This window comes from Allomesorhizobium aridi (assembly GCF_043769475.1).
Taxonomy (GTDB): domain Bacteria; phylum Pseudomonadota; class Alphaproteobacteria; order Rhizobiales; family Rhizobiaceae; genus Allomesorhizobium.
In genome coordinates, this window is the sequence record NZ_CP171729.1 from 2,522,818 (window position 1) to 2,539,377 (window position 16,560).

A 16,560-nucleotide genomic window follows, 5' to 3' on the forward strand; every position below is an offset into this window, starting at 1 on the left:
GATTTTCAATGTGGAGATTCATGGCGTTAGTTACCTCATCTGCCACAAAGATAGCGCTTTCGTCCTCGCGCGTCCACGATAGGGGTCTGCCCAAACGCAAACGGCCGGAGCATGCTCCGGCCGTTCTTCGCAACAGGTGAAATCCCGCCCTATTTCACCTGGCTTTTGACGAAATCCTTCACGATCGAGACGATGCCGCGCGACAAGAGGCTGTCCAGCGCGTCGACGAAGCGGTCGACATGTTCCGGCTGGCAGATCAGCGGCGGCTCCAGCCGGATGACGTTGCGGTTATATTCGGTGAAGGCGACGAGGACGTCGTAGTCGCGCAACAGCAGAGCGCCGACGAAGCCCGACAGCGAGCCCTTCAACTTGTCGTCGAGCACACTGACGATCGGCCGCAGCACCATGGGCAGGGTCTGCGAGAAATCGTGGAATTCGAGCCCGATCATGAAGCCCTTGCCGCGCACATCCTTGATGATCTTGGGATGTTTTGTCTGCAGCGCCTGCAGCCTTTCGAGCAGATAGGTGCCGGTCGCCGCCGCATTGTCGATCAGCCCCTCGTCGTAAAGCACGTTGAGCGCCTCGATTGCGGTGATCGAGGCTTCGCCGATGCCGCCAAAGGTTGCGGCAGCATGGATCATGGCGGTCTTCGGCGTGCCATAGGCCTTCATATAGACCTCGCGGCTGGCGATCATGGCGCCGACGGCCGACTTGCCGCCGCCGAGCGATTTTGCCAGCGCGGTGACGTCCGGCACGACGCCGTAATGCTCGAAGGCATAGAAGCGGCCGGAGCGGCCGAGGCCGCACTGCACTTCATCCGCGACCCAGAGCACGCCGTACTGGTCGCATAGCGCGCGCAGCTTCTGCCAGTACTCGGCCGGCGCCTGGACGATGCCGCCGCCGCCCTGGATGGTCTCAAGCACGATGACGCCGATCGCCGGATCGGATTTGAACGCCGCCTCGACCGCGTCGATGTCGGCGAAGGGCACGCGCACCGTGTTGTCGGTTAGCTTGAATTCGCCGCGGTAGAGCTGGCCATCGGTGATCGACAGCACGCCTTTGGTCTTGCCGTGGAAAGAATTCTCCGCATAGACGATTTTCGGCCGCTTCGGGCCGGCTGCGCGCTCGGCGACCTTGATCGCCGCCTCCATCGCTTCCGAGCCGGAGGAGCCGAGGAACACCATGTCGAGGTTGCCCGGCGAGCACTTTGCGAGATTGTGCGCAAGGGCCGCCGCATATTGCGACATGAAGGCGATGGCGATCTCGTGGCGCTTCTCGTCCTGGAACTTCTTGCGCGCATCGAGAATGCGGGGATGGTTGTGCCCGAAGGCAAGCGAGCCGAAGCCGCCGAAAAAGTCGAGGATCTTGCGACCGTTCTGGTCGACATAGAACATGCCTTCGGCGCTCTCGACCTTCACCTTGTGGAAGCCGAGCAACTTCATGAAATGCAGCTGTCCCGGATTGAGATGCGCCTTGAACAGGTCGGTCATCGTGGCGAGGTTCATCGCCTTGGCGGCCTCGACGCTGATCAAGTCCGGCTTGGCGATCGCATCGGGCGAGAGCGAAGGCGCGTTCACCACCGCGCGGGTATGGGTCGTCTCTGGCTTGGTCATGATGTTCATCAGGCTCTCCTATTCGGCCGGAACTTGGGATGCGACCACTTCTTGGCCGTCTTTCTTGGCGCGGTATTCCTTGTAGGCGGCGATCAGCATGTCCTCGTCGCGGTACTGCGGCGCCCAGCCGAGATCGCGCTTGCCCTTCGACACGTCGAGCACGCATTCCTCATCAGCGATGAGGTACTGCTCCGGATCCATGAGCGGCATGTTCATCAGGTCAAGCAGGTCGAGCGTGCGCTTGACCGCCCAGCCCGGCGTCGGGATGAGGAGCGACTTCGAGCCGGCATGCTTGACCAAATCGCCGAGCAGCTTTTTCACCGGCGGCGGGTTGAGCGAGCCGAGATTGTAGGCCTCGTTCGGCACCCCGGCTTTCCACGCCAGTCGCGCGGCCTCGGCGCAGTCGAAGACGGAGATGAACTGGTAGGGGTTGCGGCCCGAGCCGATCATCGGCACCGGAAGGTTCCAGTCGATCAGCTTGAACAGCTTTTCCAGTATGCCGAGACGGCCGGGGCCGATGATCAGGCGGGGGCGGAACAGCGATATATTCATGCCCTTCTCGCGCCATTCGGCGGCGAGTTCCTCGGTCTTCAGCTTCGACAGGCCGTATTCGCCCAGCGGCGCAACCGGATGATCCTCGGTCATCGGATAGGTGACCGTATGGCCGTAGATCATGTCGGTCGTGAAGTGGACGAGGCGTTTTGCGCCCGCCTTGTCCATGGCACGCATGATGTTTTCGGTGCCGTGGTAATTCACCGGGAAGAAAAAATCGTGGCGCTTGGCGCGGACCTGGATCGGCGACAACATCTTGGCCGAAAGGTTATAGACCATGTCGTCGGCGCGGATCGCGACGTTGGCCACCGAGCCGGGATCGGTCACGTCGCAGGTGGCGAAGCGGGCATGGCGGTAATGCCCCAGATCGCTCTTGACGATGTCGGCGACTATAACCTCCTGGCCGTCGGCCAGGAGTTTCGGCGCCAGATGACGGCCGACAAAGCCGTCTCCTCCAAAGATGATGTGTCTCATTGCGCAAGCTCACTGGTTTGAAGGGGAGTTGAAGGGGCAGCGGCGGCCAGTTCGTCATGGCCGCGCCCGCTTTGGGCGATCAGCACGGTGCCGACGCAGATGAAGCCGATGCCGGCGATGCGCCACGCGTTGAGATCCTCGCGGAAGACGAAATAGGCGAAGACCGCAACCGCCACATAGGCGAGGCTGAGGAAGGGATAGGCGAAGGATAGCTCGACCTTCGACAGCACATAGAGATGCGACGCCATCGAGATCACGAAGGTCGACAGGCCGAGGAACACCCAGGGGCTGAAGACGATCTGCAGGAGTTTGATCACCGGATTGACCCCGGCGAACGAAATCGGGCCGAGCGTCATCATGCCGTGCTTCAGCATCAGCTGTGCGGCGGCATTGGTCATCACCGTGAAAAGTATGAACGCGATGTACTTCATGTCTTCATCAACCCTCGCCCTTGAGTTTAGAACAACGCCCGACTGGAATGATCCAAAACGGGTCACTCGGCCGCATGCGCGAGCGCCTCACCCCTATTCAGCAAAACCTGTGCCGTACGCGCCCAGAAGTCGGACATGAACGCCGGGTCGCGAACCGCCTCGAGTTGGCGCCAATCTGGAAACGATGCGGCGAACACCTCTGCGCCCATGCGCGCATCCTTGTAGGGATTGACTGCCCCGCCGGCGTCGATCGTGATGGCGTCGAGTTTGTCCAGCAGGGCGAGGGTCGCGGCGCCGCGATTGGGGAAATCGAGCGTCAGCGTGTATCCCGGACGCGCGAACGAGAGCAGGCCGGGCGAACGCAGCGCGCCGAACCGCTTCAGCACGGTAAGGAACGAGCCTTGCCCGGCGCCGCGGGCCGCGGCTAGCAGCTCTGAAATGGCTTTGCGCGCGGCCTCGTCAGGCACGACGCTCTGGTGCTGGAACAGCCCGCGCGGACCGTAGAGCCTGTTCCAGTTCGAGACGCCGTCGAGCGGAAAGAAGAAGCCCTGATAGCCGGTCTGCCGGACGCCGCTGGCGCTGCCCTTGCGCCAGCGATAGGCGGTATTGAACGCTCTCAGGAACGGGCGGTTGAGCACGGTGAAGGGCGGCTGAAACGGCACAGACAGCCGAGCCTGCGCAGCCCTCGCGGCGCGCGCGCCGTACCTGGCGTGGTTGCCGGTGATCATCAGCCCCCTGCCCGCCCCGGCCCCCCTGCGAGCTGGTCGATCCAGGCGACGGCGTATTCATTGTCGCGGTCGGCCGCCTCGGCGAGATCGAAATATTCGGCGAGGCAGGCGAATGGTTTTATCTCTTCCATCACGTCGAGCGACGGAACCGGCATCAGCCGCAGCCTTGCCGAAAGGATGATGCCGGTCAGGCCCATTCCGCCGATCGTGGCGGCGAACAGTCGCGGATTGGCGGCGGCCGAGCACTCATAGGTCCTGCCGTCCGAGCGCAGCAGCGTGAACGAGACGACATGGCAGCCGAAACTGCCGCGACGGTGATGGTTCTTGCCATGCACGTCGTTGGCGATGGCCCCGCCCAGGGTCACGAACTGCGTGCCAGGCACGACTGCGGGAAAATAGCCGTGCGGCGCGGCGTGGGCGATGATGTCGCTGAGCAGCGTGCCGGCTTCCGCCTCGATCACGCCGGTCTGCGGGTCGAAGCCCAGAACCCGGTTCAGCGAACGCATGTCGACGATGCTGCCGCCGTCGTTCTGGCAGGAATCGCCGTAGGAGCGGCCATTGCCGTAAGGCAGGATCGCGCCCTCGCCCGCGCCGCCGCTTCTCAGAAGCGCGATGGCGTCAGCAGCCGACACGGCGCGCCGCGCCAGCGGGGTCGCCCGGCCGAAGCTCTGATAGGACGCGGCGCTCATGCCCAGCCTGCGATCAGGAGCATCGCCCCGCCTGCAAGAGCGACAAGCTGGCTGCGCCAGTCGCTGATGATGAAGACGACAGGATCGTCATGCATCTCGTCGCGCCGCGCCAGGATCCAGACGCGCATAGTGAGATAGAGCACGATCGGCGCCAGCGGCCACACCATCCACGGATGCGGGTAGAGTTCGCGCACGGCGTCGCTGTCGATGTAGAGCGCCAGAACCAGCGCCGACGAGAATGCCGAAGCCATGCCGGCCTGGGCGATGACGTCCTGGTCCTCGGCGCGATAGCCGCGCCCGGCTATGCGTTCGCCGCGCACCAGATCCGACGCGCGAAGCTCGACGAAGCGCTTCACCAGCGCCAGCGACAGGAAGAAGAAGGTGGAGAAGGCGAGCAGCCAGAACGAGACGTCGACGCCGGTGGCGGCCGCGCCGGCAAGCAGCCGCATCGTGTAGAGGAATGCCAGCATCAGCACGTCGAGCAGAAGCATGCGCTTGACCGACAGCGAATAGGCGGTGGTCGCGACGAGATAGGCGGCGAGCACCGCCATGAACAGCGACGGCAGGAACGCCGCTGTGGCGAAGCTTATCGCCAGGAGTACGGCAGCCGACCCCATCCCGAACGGCATCGACAGGACGCCGCTGGCGAAGGGCCTGTTGCGCTTGGTCGGGTGCTGGCGGTCGAGCGCCAGGTCGAAGAAGTCGTTGACAATGTAAATCGCCGAGGCGGCGGTGCTGAACGATACGAAGGCCAGCGCGCAGGCGACCAGCATGTGGATGTTGAAATACTCGTGCGACAGCACCATCGGCACCGCGATCAGCGAATTCTTCAGCCATTGGTGGACGCGAAGCATCTTCAGGATGGTCTTGAAGGTCGGCTTCTGGACCTCGATCTTCTCCGATCCGTGGGCCGCCTGCCAGCGCGCGGCGTGCCGGTCGGGCGCAACCACGATCGCCGCTCGGGCGGCGTCGAAGACCTTGAGATCGTGGCGGCTGTTGCCCGCATAATCGAAGCCGCCGTCGCCATAGGCCTCGACCAGCGCCGCGCGCTTGCGGCCGGCCGTCAGATTGTGCAGCCCGTCAGTCGCCAGCACTGCGTCGAAGAGGCCGAGGTGCGCAGCGATCGCGTCGGCGAATTTGCGCGGGGTGCCGGTGGCGAGGATTATCTTGCGGCCGGCGGCGCGTTCGTCGCGAAGCCTTGAAAGCACGGCGGCGCGATAGGGCAGTGAGGCGGGATCAATGTCGACGCGGGCGGCGATCGCCTGTTTCAGCGCCGCCGGCCCCCGCGCCGCCCAGAACGGCACCAGGAACAGAAAGAGCGGGTTCTTCCTGATGAGCAGGAACAGCCCTTCCCAGAGCAGGTCGCCGGCAATAAGCGTCCCGTCCAGGTCGACCGCAAGCGGCGCCGCATTCTTGTCCGACCGCGCATCCATGTCCGAAAGCCCTGTTGTTTCCCGCCGCGCCGTTTTTCCGGCGTCTTCGTGCGGGTATAGCGGGAACAGGGCTATGGATTGTTAAACCGGCGGCGGTAAACCATTGGGCGGGCGGGTATTTCGGGTGTCGTGCTTAAGGCTGCGTTATCGGAAACGATAAAAGGCCGGACAAAATTGTCCGGCCCCGTTTCCGTGACGGCAAGGCGTTACTTGATGCGGGCGACGCCGCCCGAAATCTCGATCGTCTCCGTGCCGGTCAGCGCCTCGCGGTCGCCATTGGGCATGGTGACGAAGCAGCCGCCTTCGCAAAATTCCACTGTTTCGCCGCTGCCGAGGGCAAGTTCGGTCTTGCTGCCGCCTTCGGTCACAATCAGCGTACGCGGTTCGGCGTCCAGGTTGATCGCGCTGGCGCTAAAGGCCGTGCTGCCCAAGGCAAGAAGGGCAGCAGCGGCGATCACGGACTTCATCATTTCATTGTCGGTGTTGCCACCGCCTCTGGTTGCGTTGAGCAAGGCATTTCCGCTCTTGCCGCGACCTTATAGGAGTTCGAAGCTGAACCGCAACTGAATGCCGCATTCATGCCATGATTGGGAATGCCCGCTAGAGCAAGCCGCCCGATTTCGGATCGGGCATCTCGCTCTAACCTTTTGTTTTCGCATCGTTTTTGCCGAAAACCGGCATCCACTTTTCGGCACGATGCTCTAGTCAGGGTCCGGCTTGCGGCCTTTGCGCCGCTGTGCCGGCGGCTGCCTTGCCTTCTCTTCGCTCGCCTTGGCCTGCTCGAAATGCTCGGCTTCCAGCTTGTCGTCGTCCGTCGGCCAATTCTCCTCCGGCGGAGGTGGGATAAAGCGCGCCGTGGACGGTATGGCGATGTTCTCGCGTTCGAACGCTTCGAGTATGGCGAAGCGGATATCGTTCTGGACCGTGTTGCCGTTCAGGATATCGGCGATGAACACGCGAATTTCGAACTCCAGCGCGGCCGGACCGAAATTGACGAACAGCACGAAGGGCTCAGGATTCTTCAGAACCAGCGGGTGTTCGCGCGCGATCCCCAGCATCAGATCGTGGGCGCGCTTGGAGTCGCTGTCATATGCGACATTGACCTTGATATCGACGCGGCCGAGCTTGTTGCGGTGCGTCCAGTTGCCGACCGCGCTGTTGATCAGTTCAGAATTGGGCAGGATGACGGTCTGGCGCTGGAACGTCTCGATCTCGGTAGCGCGGACGCTGATCTTCTTGACCGTGCCGGAAACGGCGCCTGCTACGATCCAGTCGCCCGCCTTGAACGGGCGCTCGGCCAGCAGGATCAGTCCCGAAACGAAGTTGGAGACGACGTTCTGCAGTCCGAAGCCGATGCCGAGCGACAGGCCGCCAGCAATCAGGGCAAAGTTGGAAAGATCGATGCCGGCTGCCGAGACGGCGATCAGTGCGGCGATCGCCAGGCCGGCATAGCCGATCACCGTTCTTATCGAATTGCGTACCCCGGCATCGACCTTGCCGCGCGCCATGACCGAACCGTCGAGCCATCCCTGGAACCAGCGCGTCAGGAAAAAGCCCAGGATGAAGACAAGGACGCCCGACAAGATGCCTGTGAACGATATGGTGAAGGAGCCGATCGTGATCCCGGTGGCGGCCTTGTAGACCCAAGCCTGGATGTCGGCGGGCTGGAACCCCCACAGGAACAGGATGAGCGGCACGCCGACCACGACGATCAGGATATTGATGGCGGTGCTGACCACCAGGGCAAGCTGGTCCAGCGTGGCGGGGTCGAGACTGAACCTGCCTTCGATGCGTCGGCCGAGCGCGGTGTTGGCGAAGGCGCCCTCCTCGGCCACCGCCCTGGCGGACAGGAAGCCAATATACATTGTGGCAAGTACCGCGCCGGTGACCACGATCTGCGTCGAAAGGAACCGCGCTAAGCCGATATAGCCGAACAGGGCGGCAGCGATGGTGACCCCGCCGAGCAGGAACAATGTGCTGCGCAGGAGCGGATGCCACTGCCTCGGCCCGCCGTCTTCGCCGGTGGAAGGCCGCACCAATCCGATCAGCACGACCAGAATGCCGGTCAGCACCGTGGCGATCAGGCTTTCGCCGACGGTGAGCGACAACGGCGAATCCAGAACGCCGTAGACGGTGCTCAGGAACACGTCGATACCGGTGAAGATGGCGGTCGCCGAGACCAGCCACAGCAGAAGCCTGGCGGCGCGCGTATCCACGGCGATAAGTCGCCAGTTGGGCAGGCGCGGCGAAAGCACCGAACTGCCGAGCCTGTGGACGAAGAACACCAGCCCGATGACGATGAAGAGCCACGTCATCATCGTGCCGATGTCGTCCCTCAGCACCCCGAAATAGTCATAAAGCAGGTAGGTCGTCGCGAGAAATACGGCGATGGCGGCGGTCGGCACCAGTGTCGACCAGAACGCCACCGACAGCCGGCTGAGATAGGACGGGTTCTCGACATCGCCGTCGGCTTCGAACAGGCGGCCGAACAGCCGCCTGCCGCCTATCAGGAGGACCGCCGCCGCCAGCAGGGCGAAGAAGGTGGCGAAAAGAACCGAGCGCAGCTTGAACTGGACGACGAAGCGGAGCCAAGAAGAAACGGTGCGATAAAACTCTCCGATCTCTATCTGCGCGGCTTCGGCAACCTCGCCCGCCAGCGCGCTGCCGATATCGTAGCGCCGGGTCAGTAGGCGGGAGAAGAGGTCGCGCCGCATCTCGGTGATGCGGGTGATCAGCCCATTGATGCGGATCGACTGATCTTCGGCGACGCCGAGCGCGGCGTTGATTTCCGCCTTTTCAGCCAGGAGCGCCTGGCGTTCGCTGGTGATGAGTTCCGGTTCGGGCGGCTGACCCTCGGCAGGCGGCGCCCCCAACTGCTCGAGACGGCCGTTGATCTCGGCCAGACGCGGCCTGAACGCGACACTGGTCCTGATCAGCTCCCGTTCGGCCTCCTCCAATTGCAGGCGCGTATCGACCAGACCCGCGTCGACCTCGGCGTTGGCGGCGATGTTCTTCTCGAGTTCGTCGGTGGCCAGCCGCAGGCGGTCCATCGCCACGCGCTGCTCATCGACGATCGTCGAACCGTTCTGGCCGACGTTCTGTGCACCGGCAGGAAAAACCGAGAAGGCGAGCCCCATAATGAAAAGCGCGATCAACGATCAAATCTTGGAAGCTGGCATGATCTCCAAACGACTCAGTGAGTGACAGGTCGGCGAAGTTCGACAGTGATAGAGACGGCGCGGCAGCCGGGCAAGCCGCGGCGACCTCGCGACCGTGCGGAACGGTGGCGGCGGAACGAAAAGGAGTCGGCCATATGAAAAGCCATGGCGCAATATTGGCTTTGGGGCGCACACCGTGCCACTAGTGTGCGCCATCGCCCCAATCGGAAAACATGATCCATGGCGGAATATTCGGCCTTTTCGCTGCTCAAGAACGCGTTGACGGGAAATCGCGACTGGAAGCCTGCCTGGCGCAAGCCGGACCCGAAGCCGTCCTACGACGTCATCGTCATCGGTGGCGGAGGGCATGGGCTTTCGACCGCCTATTATCTCGCCAAGGAGCACGGCATCACCAATGTCGCCGTCCTGGAAAAAGGCTGGCTGGGGTCCGGCAATGTCGGCCGCAACACCACGATCGTGCGCTCCAACTACCTGTATCCGCAGAGCATCCGCTTCTACGAGCATTCGATGCGGCTGTGGGAGAACCTGTCGCACGATCTCAACTACAACGTCATGTTTTCGCAGCGCGGCGTCCTCAATCTTGCCCACACACCGGCGCAACTCGACGATTATGCACGTCGCGGCAACGCCATGCGCCATGCCGGCGGCGACGCCGAACTGCTCTATCCCGACCAGATCGCCCGGCTCTACCCCGGCCTGGACGTCTCGGGCTCGGCCAGATTCCCGGTGATCGGAGGCCTGCTGCAGCCCAAGGCCGGCACGGCCCGCCACGACGCCGTCGCCTGGGGCTATGCGCGTGGCGCCGATCGGCGCGGCGTCGACATACTGGAGAATTGCGAGGTCACCGGCTTCCTGCGCGACGGAGACCGCATCATCGGGGTGACCACCACGCGCGGCGAAATCCGCGCCGCCAAGGTTGCGGTAGCGGTGGCCGGCAGCACAGGCCAGGTGATGAAGCTCGCCGGGATCGACAAGCTGCCGATCGAAAGCCACGTGCTGCAGGCCTTCGTGTCCGAATCGCTGAAGCCTATCCTCCCGGGCGTAGTGACGTTCGGCGGCGGGCATCTCTACGTTTCACAGTCCGACAAGGGCGGGCTGGTCTTCGGCGGCGGCCTCGACGAGTACAATACATATGCGCAGCGCGGAAACCTGCCGCTGGTCGAGGAGGTGATGAGCGAGTTGCTCGCCATGTTCCCCGCCTTCGCGCGGGTGCGGCTGCTGCGCTCCTGGGGCGGCGTCATGGACATGTCGATGGACGGCTCACCGATCATTACCACCGGTCCCCTACCCGGCATGTATCTGAATTGCGGCTGGTGCTACGGCGGTTTCAAGGCGACGCCGGCTTCGGGCTGGTGTTTTGCCCACACGATCGCCCGCGACGAGCCTCACGAGATCAACGCGCCGTTCACGCTCGACCGTTTTCACCGCGGCATCCTCATCGACGAAAAAGGCCAGGGCTCCACGCCCAAACTTCATTAGGCGCTTCAAGAAATGCTGATAACCTGTCCTTATTGCGGCCCGCGCGACCTCTCCGAATTCAGCTACCAGGGCGACGGCAACCGCACGCGCCCCGATCCGGCCTCTACCGACCAGGCGGAATGGAACGATTATGTTTATGATCGCGTCAACGTCGCCGGCGATCACAACGAGATCTGGCAGCATGCCGGCGGCTGCCGCGCGCATCTGGCCGTTGTGCGCAATACGCTGACGCACAAGATTACCAGCGTCGGCTTCTCCCGCGATGCCGGCCACAAAAAATCCGATGGCCACCGCCGGACGGGAGCGCATTCATGAGCCCTCGCCGCAGCCAGTCCGGCGGTCGGGTCGACCGGACGCGCACGATCCGCTTCACCTTCGACGGACGGCCCTTCACCGGGCATGCGGGCGATACGCTGGCGTCCGCGTTGCTCGCCAACGGCGTGACGCTGTTTGCGCGATCTTTCAAGTATCACCGCCCGCGCGGCGTGCTGACTGCCGGCATCGACGAGCCGAACGCGCTGGTGACGGTGCTTCACGGCGAAGTGCGCGAGCCCAACACGCCCGCGACGATGCTGGAGATATACGACGGGCTGACCGTGGTCAGCCAGAACCGTTTCCCGACGCTCGCCTTCGACTTCGGCGCGGCAAACCAGCTCGGCGGCAAGATCCTCGGCGCCGGCTTCTACTACAAGACCTTCATGGGGCCGGTGGTCGGGCCCTTGAAAGGCACCCGCTTCTGGATGTTCTGCGAATACTTCATCCGCCGAGCAGCTGGTCTTGGTCGCGCCGGCATCGCCAGCGACCCGGCGCGTTACGAGCGCATGAACGCGTTCTGCGACGTGCTGGTGGTCGGCTCCGGCCCCGCGGGCCTGATGGCCGCCAAGGCTGCGGTCGATAGTGGCGCGCGCGTCATCCTGGCCGAACTGGAGCCGAAATTCGGCGGTACGGCCAACTGGTCGGGCGAGACGATGGACGGCGTTGCCGCGGCGGAATGGGCCTCGACTATGGTGCGCGACCTGAAGGCGCGCGACAACGTTCGGCTCCTGCCGCGCACCACCGTCTGGGGCTATTACGACGACAATTCCATCGCCGCGCTGGAGCGCGTCACCGATCACAAGAGCGCGCCCGCCAAGGGCGAGCCGCGCCACCGCCACTGGTCGATCCGCGCCGGATCGGTGGTGGCGACCGGCGCGTTCGAGCGGCCGCTGGTCTTTCCGGGCAACGACCGCCCCGGCGTCATGCTTGCGGGCGCCGCCGAACGCTACGCCAACGAGTTCGGCATATTGCCCGGCCAGAAGGTTGCGCTGTTCGTCAACAATGACGGCGCTTATCGCGCCGCCGCCGCCATGAGGAAGGCCGGCGCTGAGATCGCCGCGATCGTCGACGTGCGCGGCGAAATCTCGGAGGCGGCGCGGGAAATCGCCGAAGAAGCCGGCGGCGAGCTGCTGCGCGGCCATGCCGTGGTGGCGACGGAAGGCGGCAGGCACGTCTCGGGCATCAAGGTGCAGAAATTCGACGTTGCGAACGGCGCATTGTCGGGCGAGGCGCGGCATCTCGATGCCGAGTGCCTGCTGGTCTCGGGCGGCTGGTCGCCGGTCATCCATCTGGCGAGCCAGGCCGGCATGAAGCCGGAGTGGAACGAGGCACTGCAGGCCTTCCTGCCGCCGAAGCCGACGCAGAACTGGGTCGGCGCCGGCGCATTCAACGGGAGGTTCACGACGACCGAGGCGCTGGCCGAAGGCCATGCCGCCGGCCTGTCGGCCGCCGGCTCGCCCGGCGGGCCGGTGTCCATCCCCGAGGTCGAACCTGTGGCGCTCGACGCGCATCCGGCTCCGGTGTTCGAGATCAGGGCCAAGGGCAAGGCCTTCGTCGACTACCAGCATGACGTGACCGCCGACGATGTCCGTCTCGCGTACAAGGAAGGTTTCGTCTCCGTCGAGCATTTGAAGCGCTACACCACGCTCGGCATGGCGACCGACCAGGGCAAGACATCCAACGTGCCAGGCATAGCCATCATGGCCGAGGCGTTGGGCAAGCCCATCGCCGACGTCGGCACGACGCGGTTCCGTCCGCCCTTTTCGCCGGTGTCGCTCGGGGCGCTGGCCGCCGAACGCTACGGCGAACTCAAGCCCGAACGGCTGACTCCCATGCACGACTGGCATCTCGAGAACGGCGCGGCCATGTATGCCGCCGGGCTCTGGTATCGGCCGATGATCTATGGCCTTGCCGGCGAAACGGTCGAGCAGGCCTATATCCGCGAGGCGAAGACAACACGTGAAGCCGCAGGCATCGTCGACGTCTCGACGCTGGGCAAGATCGCCGTGCAGGGGCCGGACGCCGCCGATTTCCTCGACCGCGTCTACACCAACGTCTTCTCCACCCTTGCCGTCGGCAAGGCACGCTACGGCCTGATGCTGCGCGAGGACGGCATCGCACTCGATGACGGCACCACCTGGCGGCTCGGCAACGACGACTTCCTGATGACCACCACCACCGCCAACGCCGGCAAGGTTATGCAGCATCTCGAATATCTGCTGGACGTCGTTTGGCCTGACCTCAAAGTGCAACTCACCTCCGTCACCGACCAATGGGCGGGGGCTGCGATCGGCGGGCCAAAGGCGCGGGAAATCCTGGCGTCATGCGTGACCGGGACGGCAGTCGACAACGAGACGCTGCCCTTCATGGGCATCGTCCACGGCGAGATCGCCGGCGCGCCGGTGATGATCTGCCGCCTTTCCTTCTCGGGCGAAATGGCGTTCGAGGTCTATTCCGGCGCCGGTCACGGCATGCATGTCTGGGAAGCGCTGATCGAGGCCGGCAAGCCCTTCGGCATGGTTCCCTACGGGCTGGAAGCGCTGGGCACCATGCGTATCGAGAAGGGTCACGTCACCGGCGCGGAAATCGACGGCCGCACCACCGGCCGCGATCTTGGTCTCGATTGGATGCTGTCGAAGAAAAAGCCGTTCGTCGGCTCGATGATGATGGACCGCGAAGGCCTGATCGCCGAGGACCGGGTGCGGCTGGTCGGCGTGATCTCCCTCGACAACCGCCCGCTGAAGGGCGGCGCGCATATTGTCGAGGAGGTGAACGAGAAAGAGCCGAAAAACTCGATCGGCCACATCACCGCGGTCTGCTATTCGCCCGCACTCGGCAAATATATCGGCCTGGCGCTGGTCAAGGGCGGAAAGGCTCGGATCGGCACCCGCGCGTTCATCTCCGATCCGCTGCGCGACCGCTTCGGCCCGGTCGAGATCGTCAGCAACCACTTCTTCGATCCCGAAGGGAAACGCATGCATGGTTGACCAGCTTTCGCCGCTTGGCCCTGTCTGGCGACCGGGCTCGCACGGCAATTTCGTCGAGGGCACCGGCGTGGTGCTCAGCGAGACCCAGCCGGGCTCGATCGTCCACGCCACAGCCTGGCCGGGCGAGGAAAAGAATCTGATGGCCGCGATCCGGACTGTTGCCGGCCTTACCTTGCCCGACGGCGCGGGCGGCGGCATCTTGACCGAGGAGAAGGCGGCGTTCGGCATCGCGCCCGGCAAATTCCTGGTCGTCGACCAGGCGGAAGGACTTTTCGCGATGCTCAGCGCCGCGATCACCAGCGAAATGGGCACCGTTACCGACCTCTCACATGGCCGCACGGCAATCCGGGTTGCCGGGCCGAAGGCCGAATGGGTGCTGGCGAAATTCTTCGCCATCGATTTTTCGCTGACTGCATTCCCGGTGGGCGCGGGCCGCTCGACCGTCCATCACGACATTTTCGCTCAAATTCAAAGAACCGGCGCGAGCCAGTTCGACCTCTATGTCTTCCGCTCGTTCGCGCGGGCGTTCTGGAACGCGCTCTGCCACGCGAGCGAGGAAGTAGGGTACGAGGTGCGGTAGTCGATCCGCACAGGTCACTTGATCGACGAAAAATAGGCGGCGAGATCTTCGATCTCTTTTTCTTCGAGGGCCTTCGCAGTCCTTTCCATGAGATGGGCAAAGGGCGTTCCGCCGCGCCGGCCGGCGGCGAACAGGCGTAGCTGGGTTTTAAGATATTCCGCATGCTGGCCGGCGAGCGTCGGGTAGATCGGGTTGCGCCGGCTGCCACCGTGGCAGCTCAGGCAGGCGGGCACCTTGCGCTCCGGAATGCCGAACTCGGCGATCTGCCGGCCGCGAGCAGCGTCTCCTGAAGCAGCAGCCGAAGTGGAAACGCGCGGCTGCGATGCAAAATGGCGGGCGAGATCGGCCCACAAACGCCGGTCGGCCTCGACTGCCGCCAGTTCCATGACGCCGCTCGGGCGCTTTCCTTCGGCGAACGCCTCGAGGCTCGCCCGCAGATACTCTTCCCGCTGTCCTGAAATGATCGGGACGAGCGCGCTGCGCCCTCGCCCGTCGCGGGCGTGGCATCGCGCGCAATCGGCCACCGTTGCCTCGAAATCGTTCGCGTGCATCGCAGGACTTTCTTCGCCGCCCATTGCCAATTCGCCATAGGTTCGCGCGTCCATCCTCGGCAACACGCGCAGGAACGCCACCATCGCCCAAACCTCATCGTCGCGCTGCTGCGTGGGCCAGGCCGGCATGCCGGTGAAGCGTACCCCGTATTTGACGATGCGGAAGAGTTCGGCGTCGGTCCAGGTGCCGATCACCGGCGCGAGGTCGGGCGGGCGCGGAAGCATCTTCTGGACCGCGGGCGATTGCGGGACGCCTGGCGCGCCGTGACAGATCGCACAACCGCGCTCAAAATGTCCCGCCGACGGCTGGATGCCTTCGGCGGGCAGTCGCTCGGGAGGTTCGACGGCGAGCGAGTAGGTACGCACCGCCGAGCGCATCGCGAAATGCAGGAACCAGTCGGTAATCTGCCAGTGGCCAGTCGAGGCGGCAATGTTGAAGAAGCCGATCCAGGCCCCGAACACCGCCGCGAAGGGCAGGATCGCCAGCGCGATGGCGATGTGTTTCCAGTGGAACCGGATCATCGCGCGAGCCTCCGATCGGTTCGGCCGCGCTCGTCCTGGGCGGCCAGAAGCCGCGCCAGCAGCGCCAGCCCGCCCGCGAGATAAACTGCAGCGCCGACGAAAAGCATGACGACGCCGCCGAGCGCCTGGTCCTGGCCGGCGCTGAGCGTCATACCCAGGCAAGTCACCTCGCCAGCGCCGTAGAGCGGGCGCGGCGTCAGCGCCAGCAATGCGCCGAGAAGCGTCATGTGCACCGAAGTGAACAGGAGCCCGAACGCGCCGGCCGCACTTCTTTCGTTTCTGTCGTGGCCGCTGTGCCCGATGCAGGACAGCCAAAGGATCAGCCCGGCCACAAGGAAGTTCGCCTGTTCGGCAGCGGCGGCAGCCGGAGACGTTTCGGCCATCAGGCGAAGCGCAGGCGCGTGCCAGGCCCAGATCACGACCAGTTCGAGGAGAGACGCAGGCAAGGGCGAGAAAAGCCGTGAGCGCCGTGAGAAATCCCAATCCGTTCCGGCAAGCCCAAACGCGATCAGCGGCGCGGCGATGGCGACTACGCCCATATGCGCCATCATGTGGGCGGTGAAGGAGGTCTCGCCGGCGGCAAAGAGCGGTCCGCCCCAGATGATCGCGAGCATCAGCAGGCCGATGATGAGCGCCGCACGTTTCATCGGAAGCACCCGGAGATCATCAGCGCGGCGATCGCCGTGTAGATCACGGCGATGAAGCTCAGGCCCGACAGCAACAGCGTTGCAAAACCCTGGAAGCGCCTGCGGTCGTGCGGGGTCGGATCGTCATGCGGCGGCTCGTAGGTCCCGAATCCCCATTGCCGCCAGGCGAGAAAAGCCGAGAGCACAATCATCGCCAACGCCGCGGCGGTGACCGCGCCGATGCCGAGGCGGAGGACGTCGAAGCCGAAAGCCACGGCATCTTCCTTGGCGCAGTAGATGGCAGCCCCGACATAGCAGACGAGAAAATGCAGCGCCCAGACAACGGGCGCGGTGAACAGCGTCCAGAGCGTTTCGATTTCCTTGGGGAGGAACCGCATCGC

General features: G+C 64.3%; 13 protein-coding genes and 1 pseudogene. 4 read left to right on the forward strand and 10 right to left on the reverse strand.

Going from position 1 to position 16,560, the window contains the following annotated elements; genetic code table 11:
• Nucleotides 1-149: 149 nt before the first annotated feature.
• From ACG873_RS14465 to ACG873_RS14495, 7 genes and pseudogenes are all read right to left on the reverse strand, one after another.
• Entirely contained in the window at nucleotides 150-1,622 is a 1,473-nt protein-coding gene (locus ACG873_RS14465) for an aspartate aminotransferase family protein (protein ID WP_394892586.1), read from the reverse strand.
• A 9-nt stretch (nucleotides 1,623-1,631) separates the two neighbouring features.
• Nucleotides 1,632-2,639 (reverse strand): NAD-dependent epimerase/dehydratase family protein, encoded by a 1,008-nt coding sequence (locus tag ACG873_RS14470; RefSeq protein WP_394892587.1) that lies wholly within the window; start codon nucleotides 2,637-2,639, stop codon nucleotides 1,632-1,634.
• Nucleotides 2,636-3,070: a transporter gene (locus tag ACG873_RS14475; protein ID WP_394892588.1), complete on the reverse strand. Its 435-nt coding sequence runs from the start codon at nucleotides 3,068-3,070 to the stop codon at nucleotides 2,636-2,638. Before ACG873_RS14475 ends, ACG873_RS14470 begins: the two co-directional genes overlap by 4 nt.
• Nucleotides 3,071-3,132: 62 nt before the next feature.
• Nucleotides 3,133-4,487: pseudogene (locus tag ACG873_RS14480) on the reverse strand (FAD-binding oxidoreductase).
• The gene (locus ACG873_RS14485) at nucleotides 4,484-5,920 is read right to left on the reverse strand and encodes a UbiA family prenyltransferase (protein ID WP_394892590.1); all 1,437 of its coding nucleotides are present in this window, start codon (nucleotides 5,918-5,920) and stop codon (nucleotides 4,484-4,486) included. Before ACG873_RS14485 ends, ACG873_RS14480 begins: the two are co-directional and overlap by 4 nt.
• Before the next feature lie 206 nt (nucleotides 5,921-6,126).
• Entirely contained in the window at nucleotides 6,127-6,390 is a 264-nt protein-coding gene (locus ACG873_RS14490) for a hypothetical protein (RefSeq protein ID WP_394893513.1), read from the reverse strand.
• A 231-nt stretch (nucleotides 6,391-6,621) separates the two neighbouring features.
• Complete coding sequence (locus ACG873_RS14495; protein WP_394893515.1) at nucleotides 6,622-9,057, reverse strand: mechanosensitive ion channel family protein; 2,436 nt, start codon at nucleotides 9,055-9,057, stop codon at nucleotides 6,622-6,624.
• A gap of 261 nt (nucleotides 9,058-9,318) precedes the next feature.
• On the opposite strand from ACG873_RS14495, the gene ACG873_RS14500 reads away from it, so the two are divergent.
• From ACG873_RS14500 to soxG, 4 genes are read left to right on the forward strand one after another with little or no spacing between them, the layout of a single operon-like run.
• Entirely contained in the window at nucleotides 9,319-10,578 is a 1,260-nt protein-coding gene (locus ACG873_RS14500; protein ID WP_394892592.1) for a sarcosine oxidase subunit beta family protein, read from the forward strand.
• A 12-nt stretch (nucleotides 10,579-10,590) separates the two neighbouring features.
• The gene (locus tag ACG873_RS14505) at nucleotides 10,591-10,893 is read left to right on the forward strand and encodes a sarcosine oxidase subunit delta (RefSeq protein WP_394892593.1); all 303 of its coding nucleotides are present in this window, start codon (nucleotides 10,591-10,593) and stop codon (nucleotides 10,891-10,893) included.
• Nucleotides 10,890-13,880 (forward strand): sarcosine oxidase subunit alpha family protein, encoded by a 2,991-nt coding sequence (locus tag ACG873_RS14510; protein WP_394892594.1) that lies wholly within the window; start codon nucleotides 10,890-10,892, stop codon nucleotides 13,878-13,880. The genes ACG873_RS14505 and ACG873_RS14510 overlap by 4 nt, the downstream gene beginning before the upstream one ends.
• The gene (soxG, locus tag ACG873_RS14515) at nucleotides 13,873-14,460 is read left to right on the forward strand and encodes a sarcosine oxidase subunit gamma family protein (RefSeq protein ID WP_394892596.1); all 588 of its coding nucleotides are present in this window, start codon (nucleotides 13,873-13,875) and stop codon (nucleotides 14,458-14,460) included. The genes ACG873_RS14510 and soxG overlap by 8 nt, the downstream gene beginning before the upstream one ends.
• Before the next feature lie 14 nt (nucleotides 14,461-14,474).
• Here the strand turns inward: soxG and ACG873_RS14520 are convergent, their stop codons facing one another.
• The 3 genes from ACG873_RS14520 to ACG873_RS14530 are packed head-to-tail and all read right to left on the reverse strand — an operon-like array spanning nucleotide 14,475 to nucleotide 16,557.
• Entirely contained in the window at nucleotides 14,475-15,533 is a 1,059-nt protein-coding gene (locus tag ACG873_RS14520; RefSeq protein ID WP_394892598.1) for a c-type cytochrome, read from the reverse strand.
• Complete coding sequence (locus ACG873_RS14525; protein ID WP_394892600.1) at nucleotides 15,530-16,180, reverse strand: cytochrome c oxidase assembly protein; 651 nt, start codon at nucleotides 16,178-16,180, stop codon at nucleotides 15,530-15,532. Before ACG873_RS14525 ends, ACG873_RS14520 begins: the two co-directional genes overlap by 4 nt.
• The gene (locus ACG873_RS14530) at nucleotides 16,177-16,557 is read right to left on the reverse strand and encodes a hypothetical protein (protein ID WP_394892601.1); all 381 of its coding nucleotides are present in this window, start codon (nucleotides 16,555-16,557) and stop codon (nucleotides 16,177-16,179) included. Before ACG873_RS14530 ends, ACG873_RS14525 begins: the two co-directional genes overlap by 4 nt.
• Between the last annotated feature and the right edge of the window lie 3 nt (nucleotides 16,558-16,560).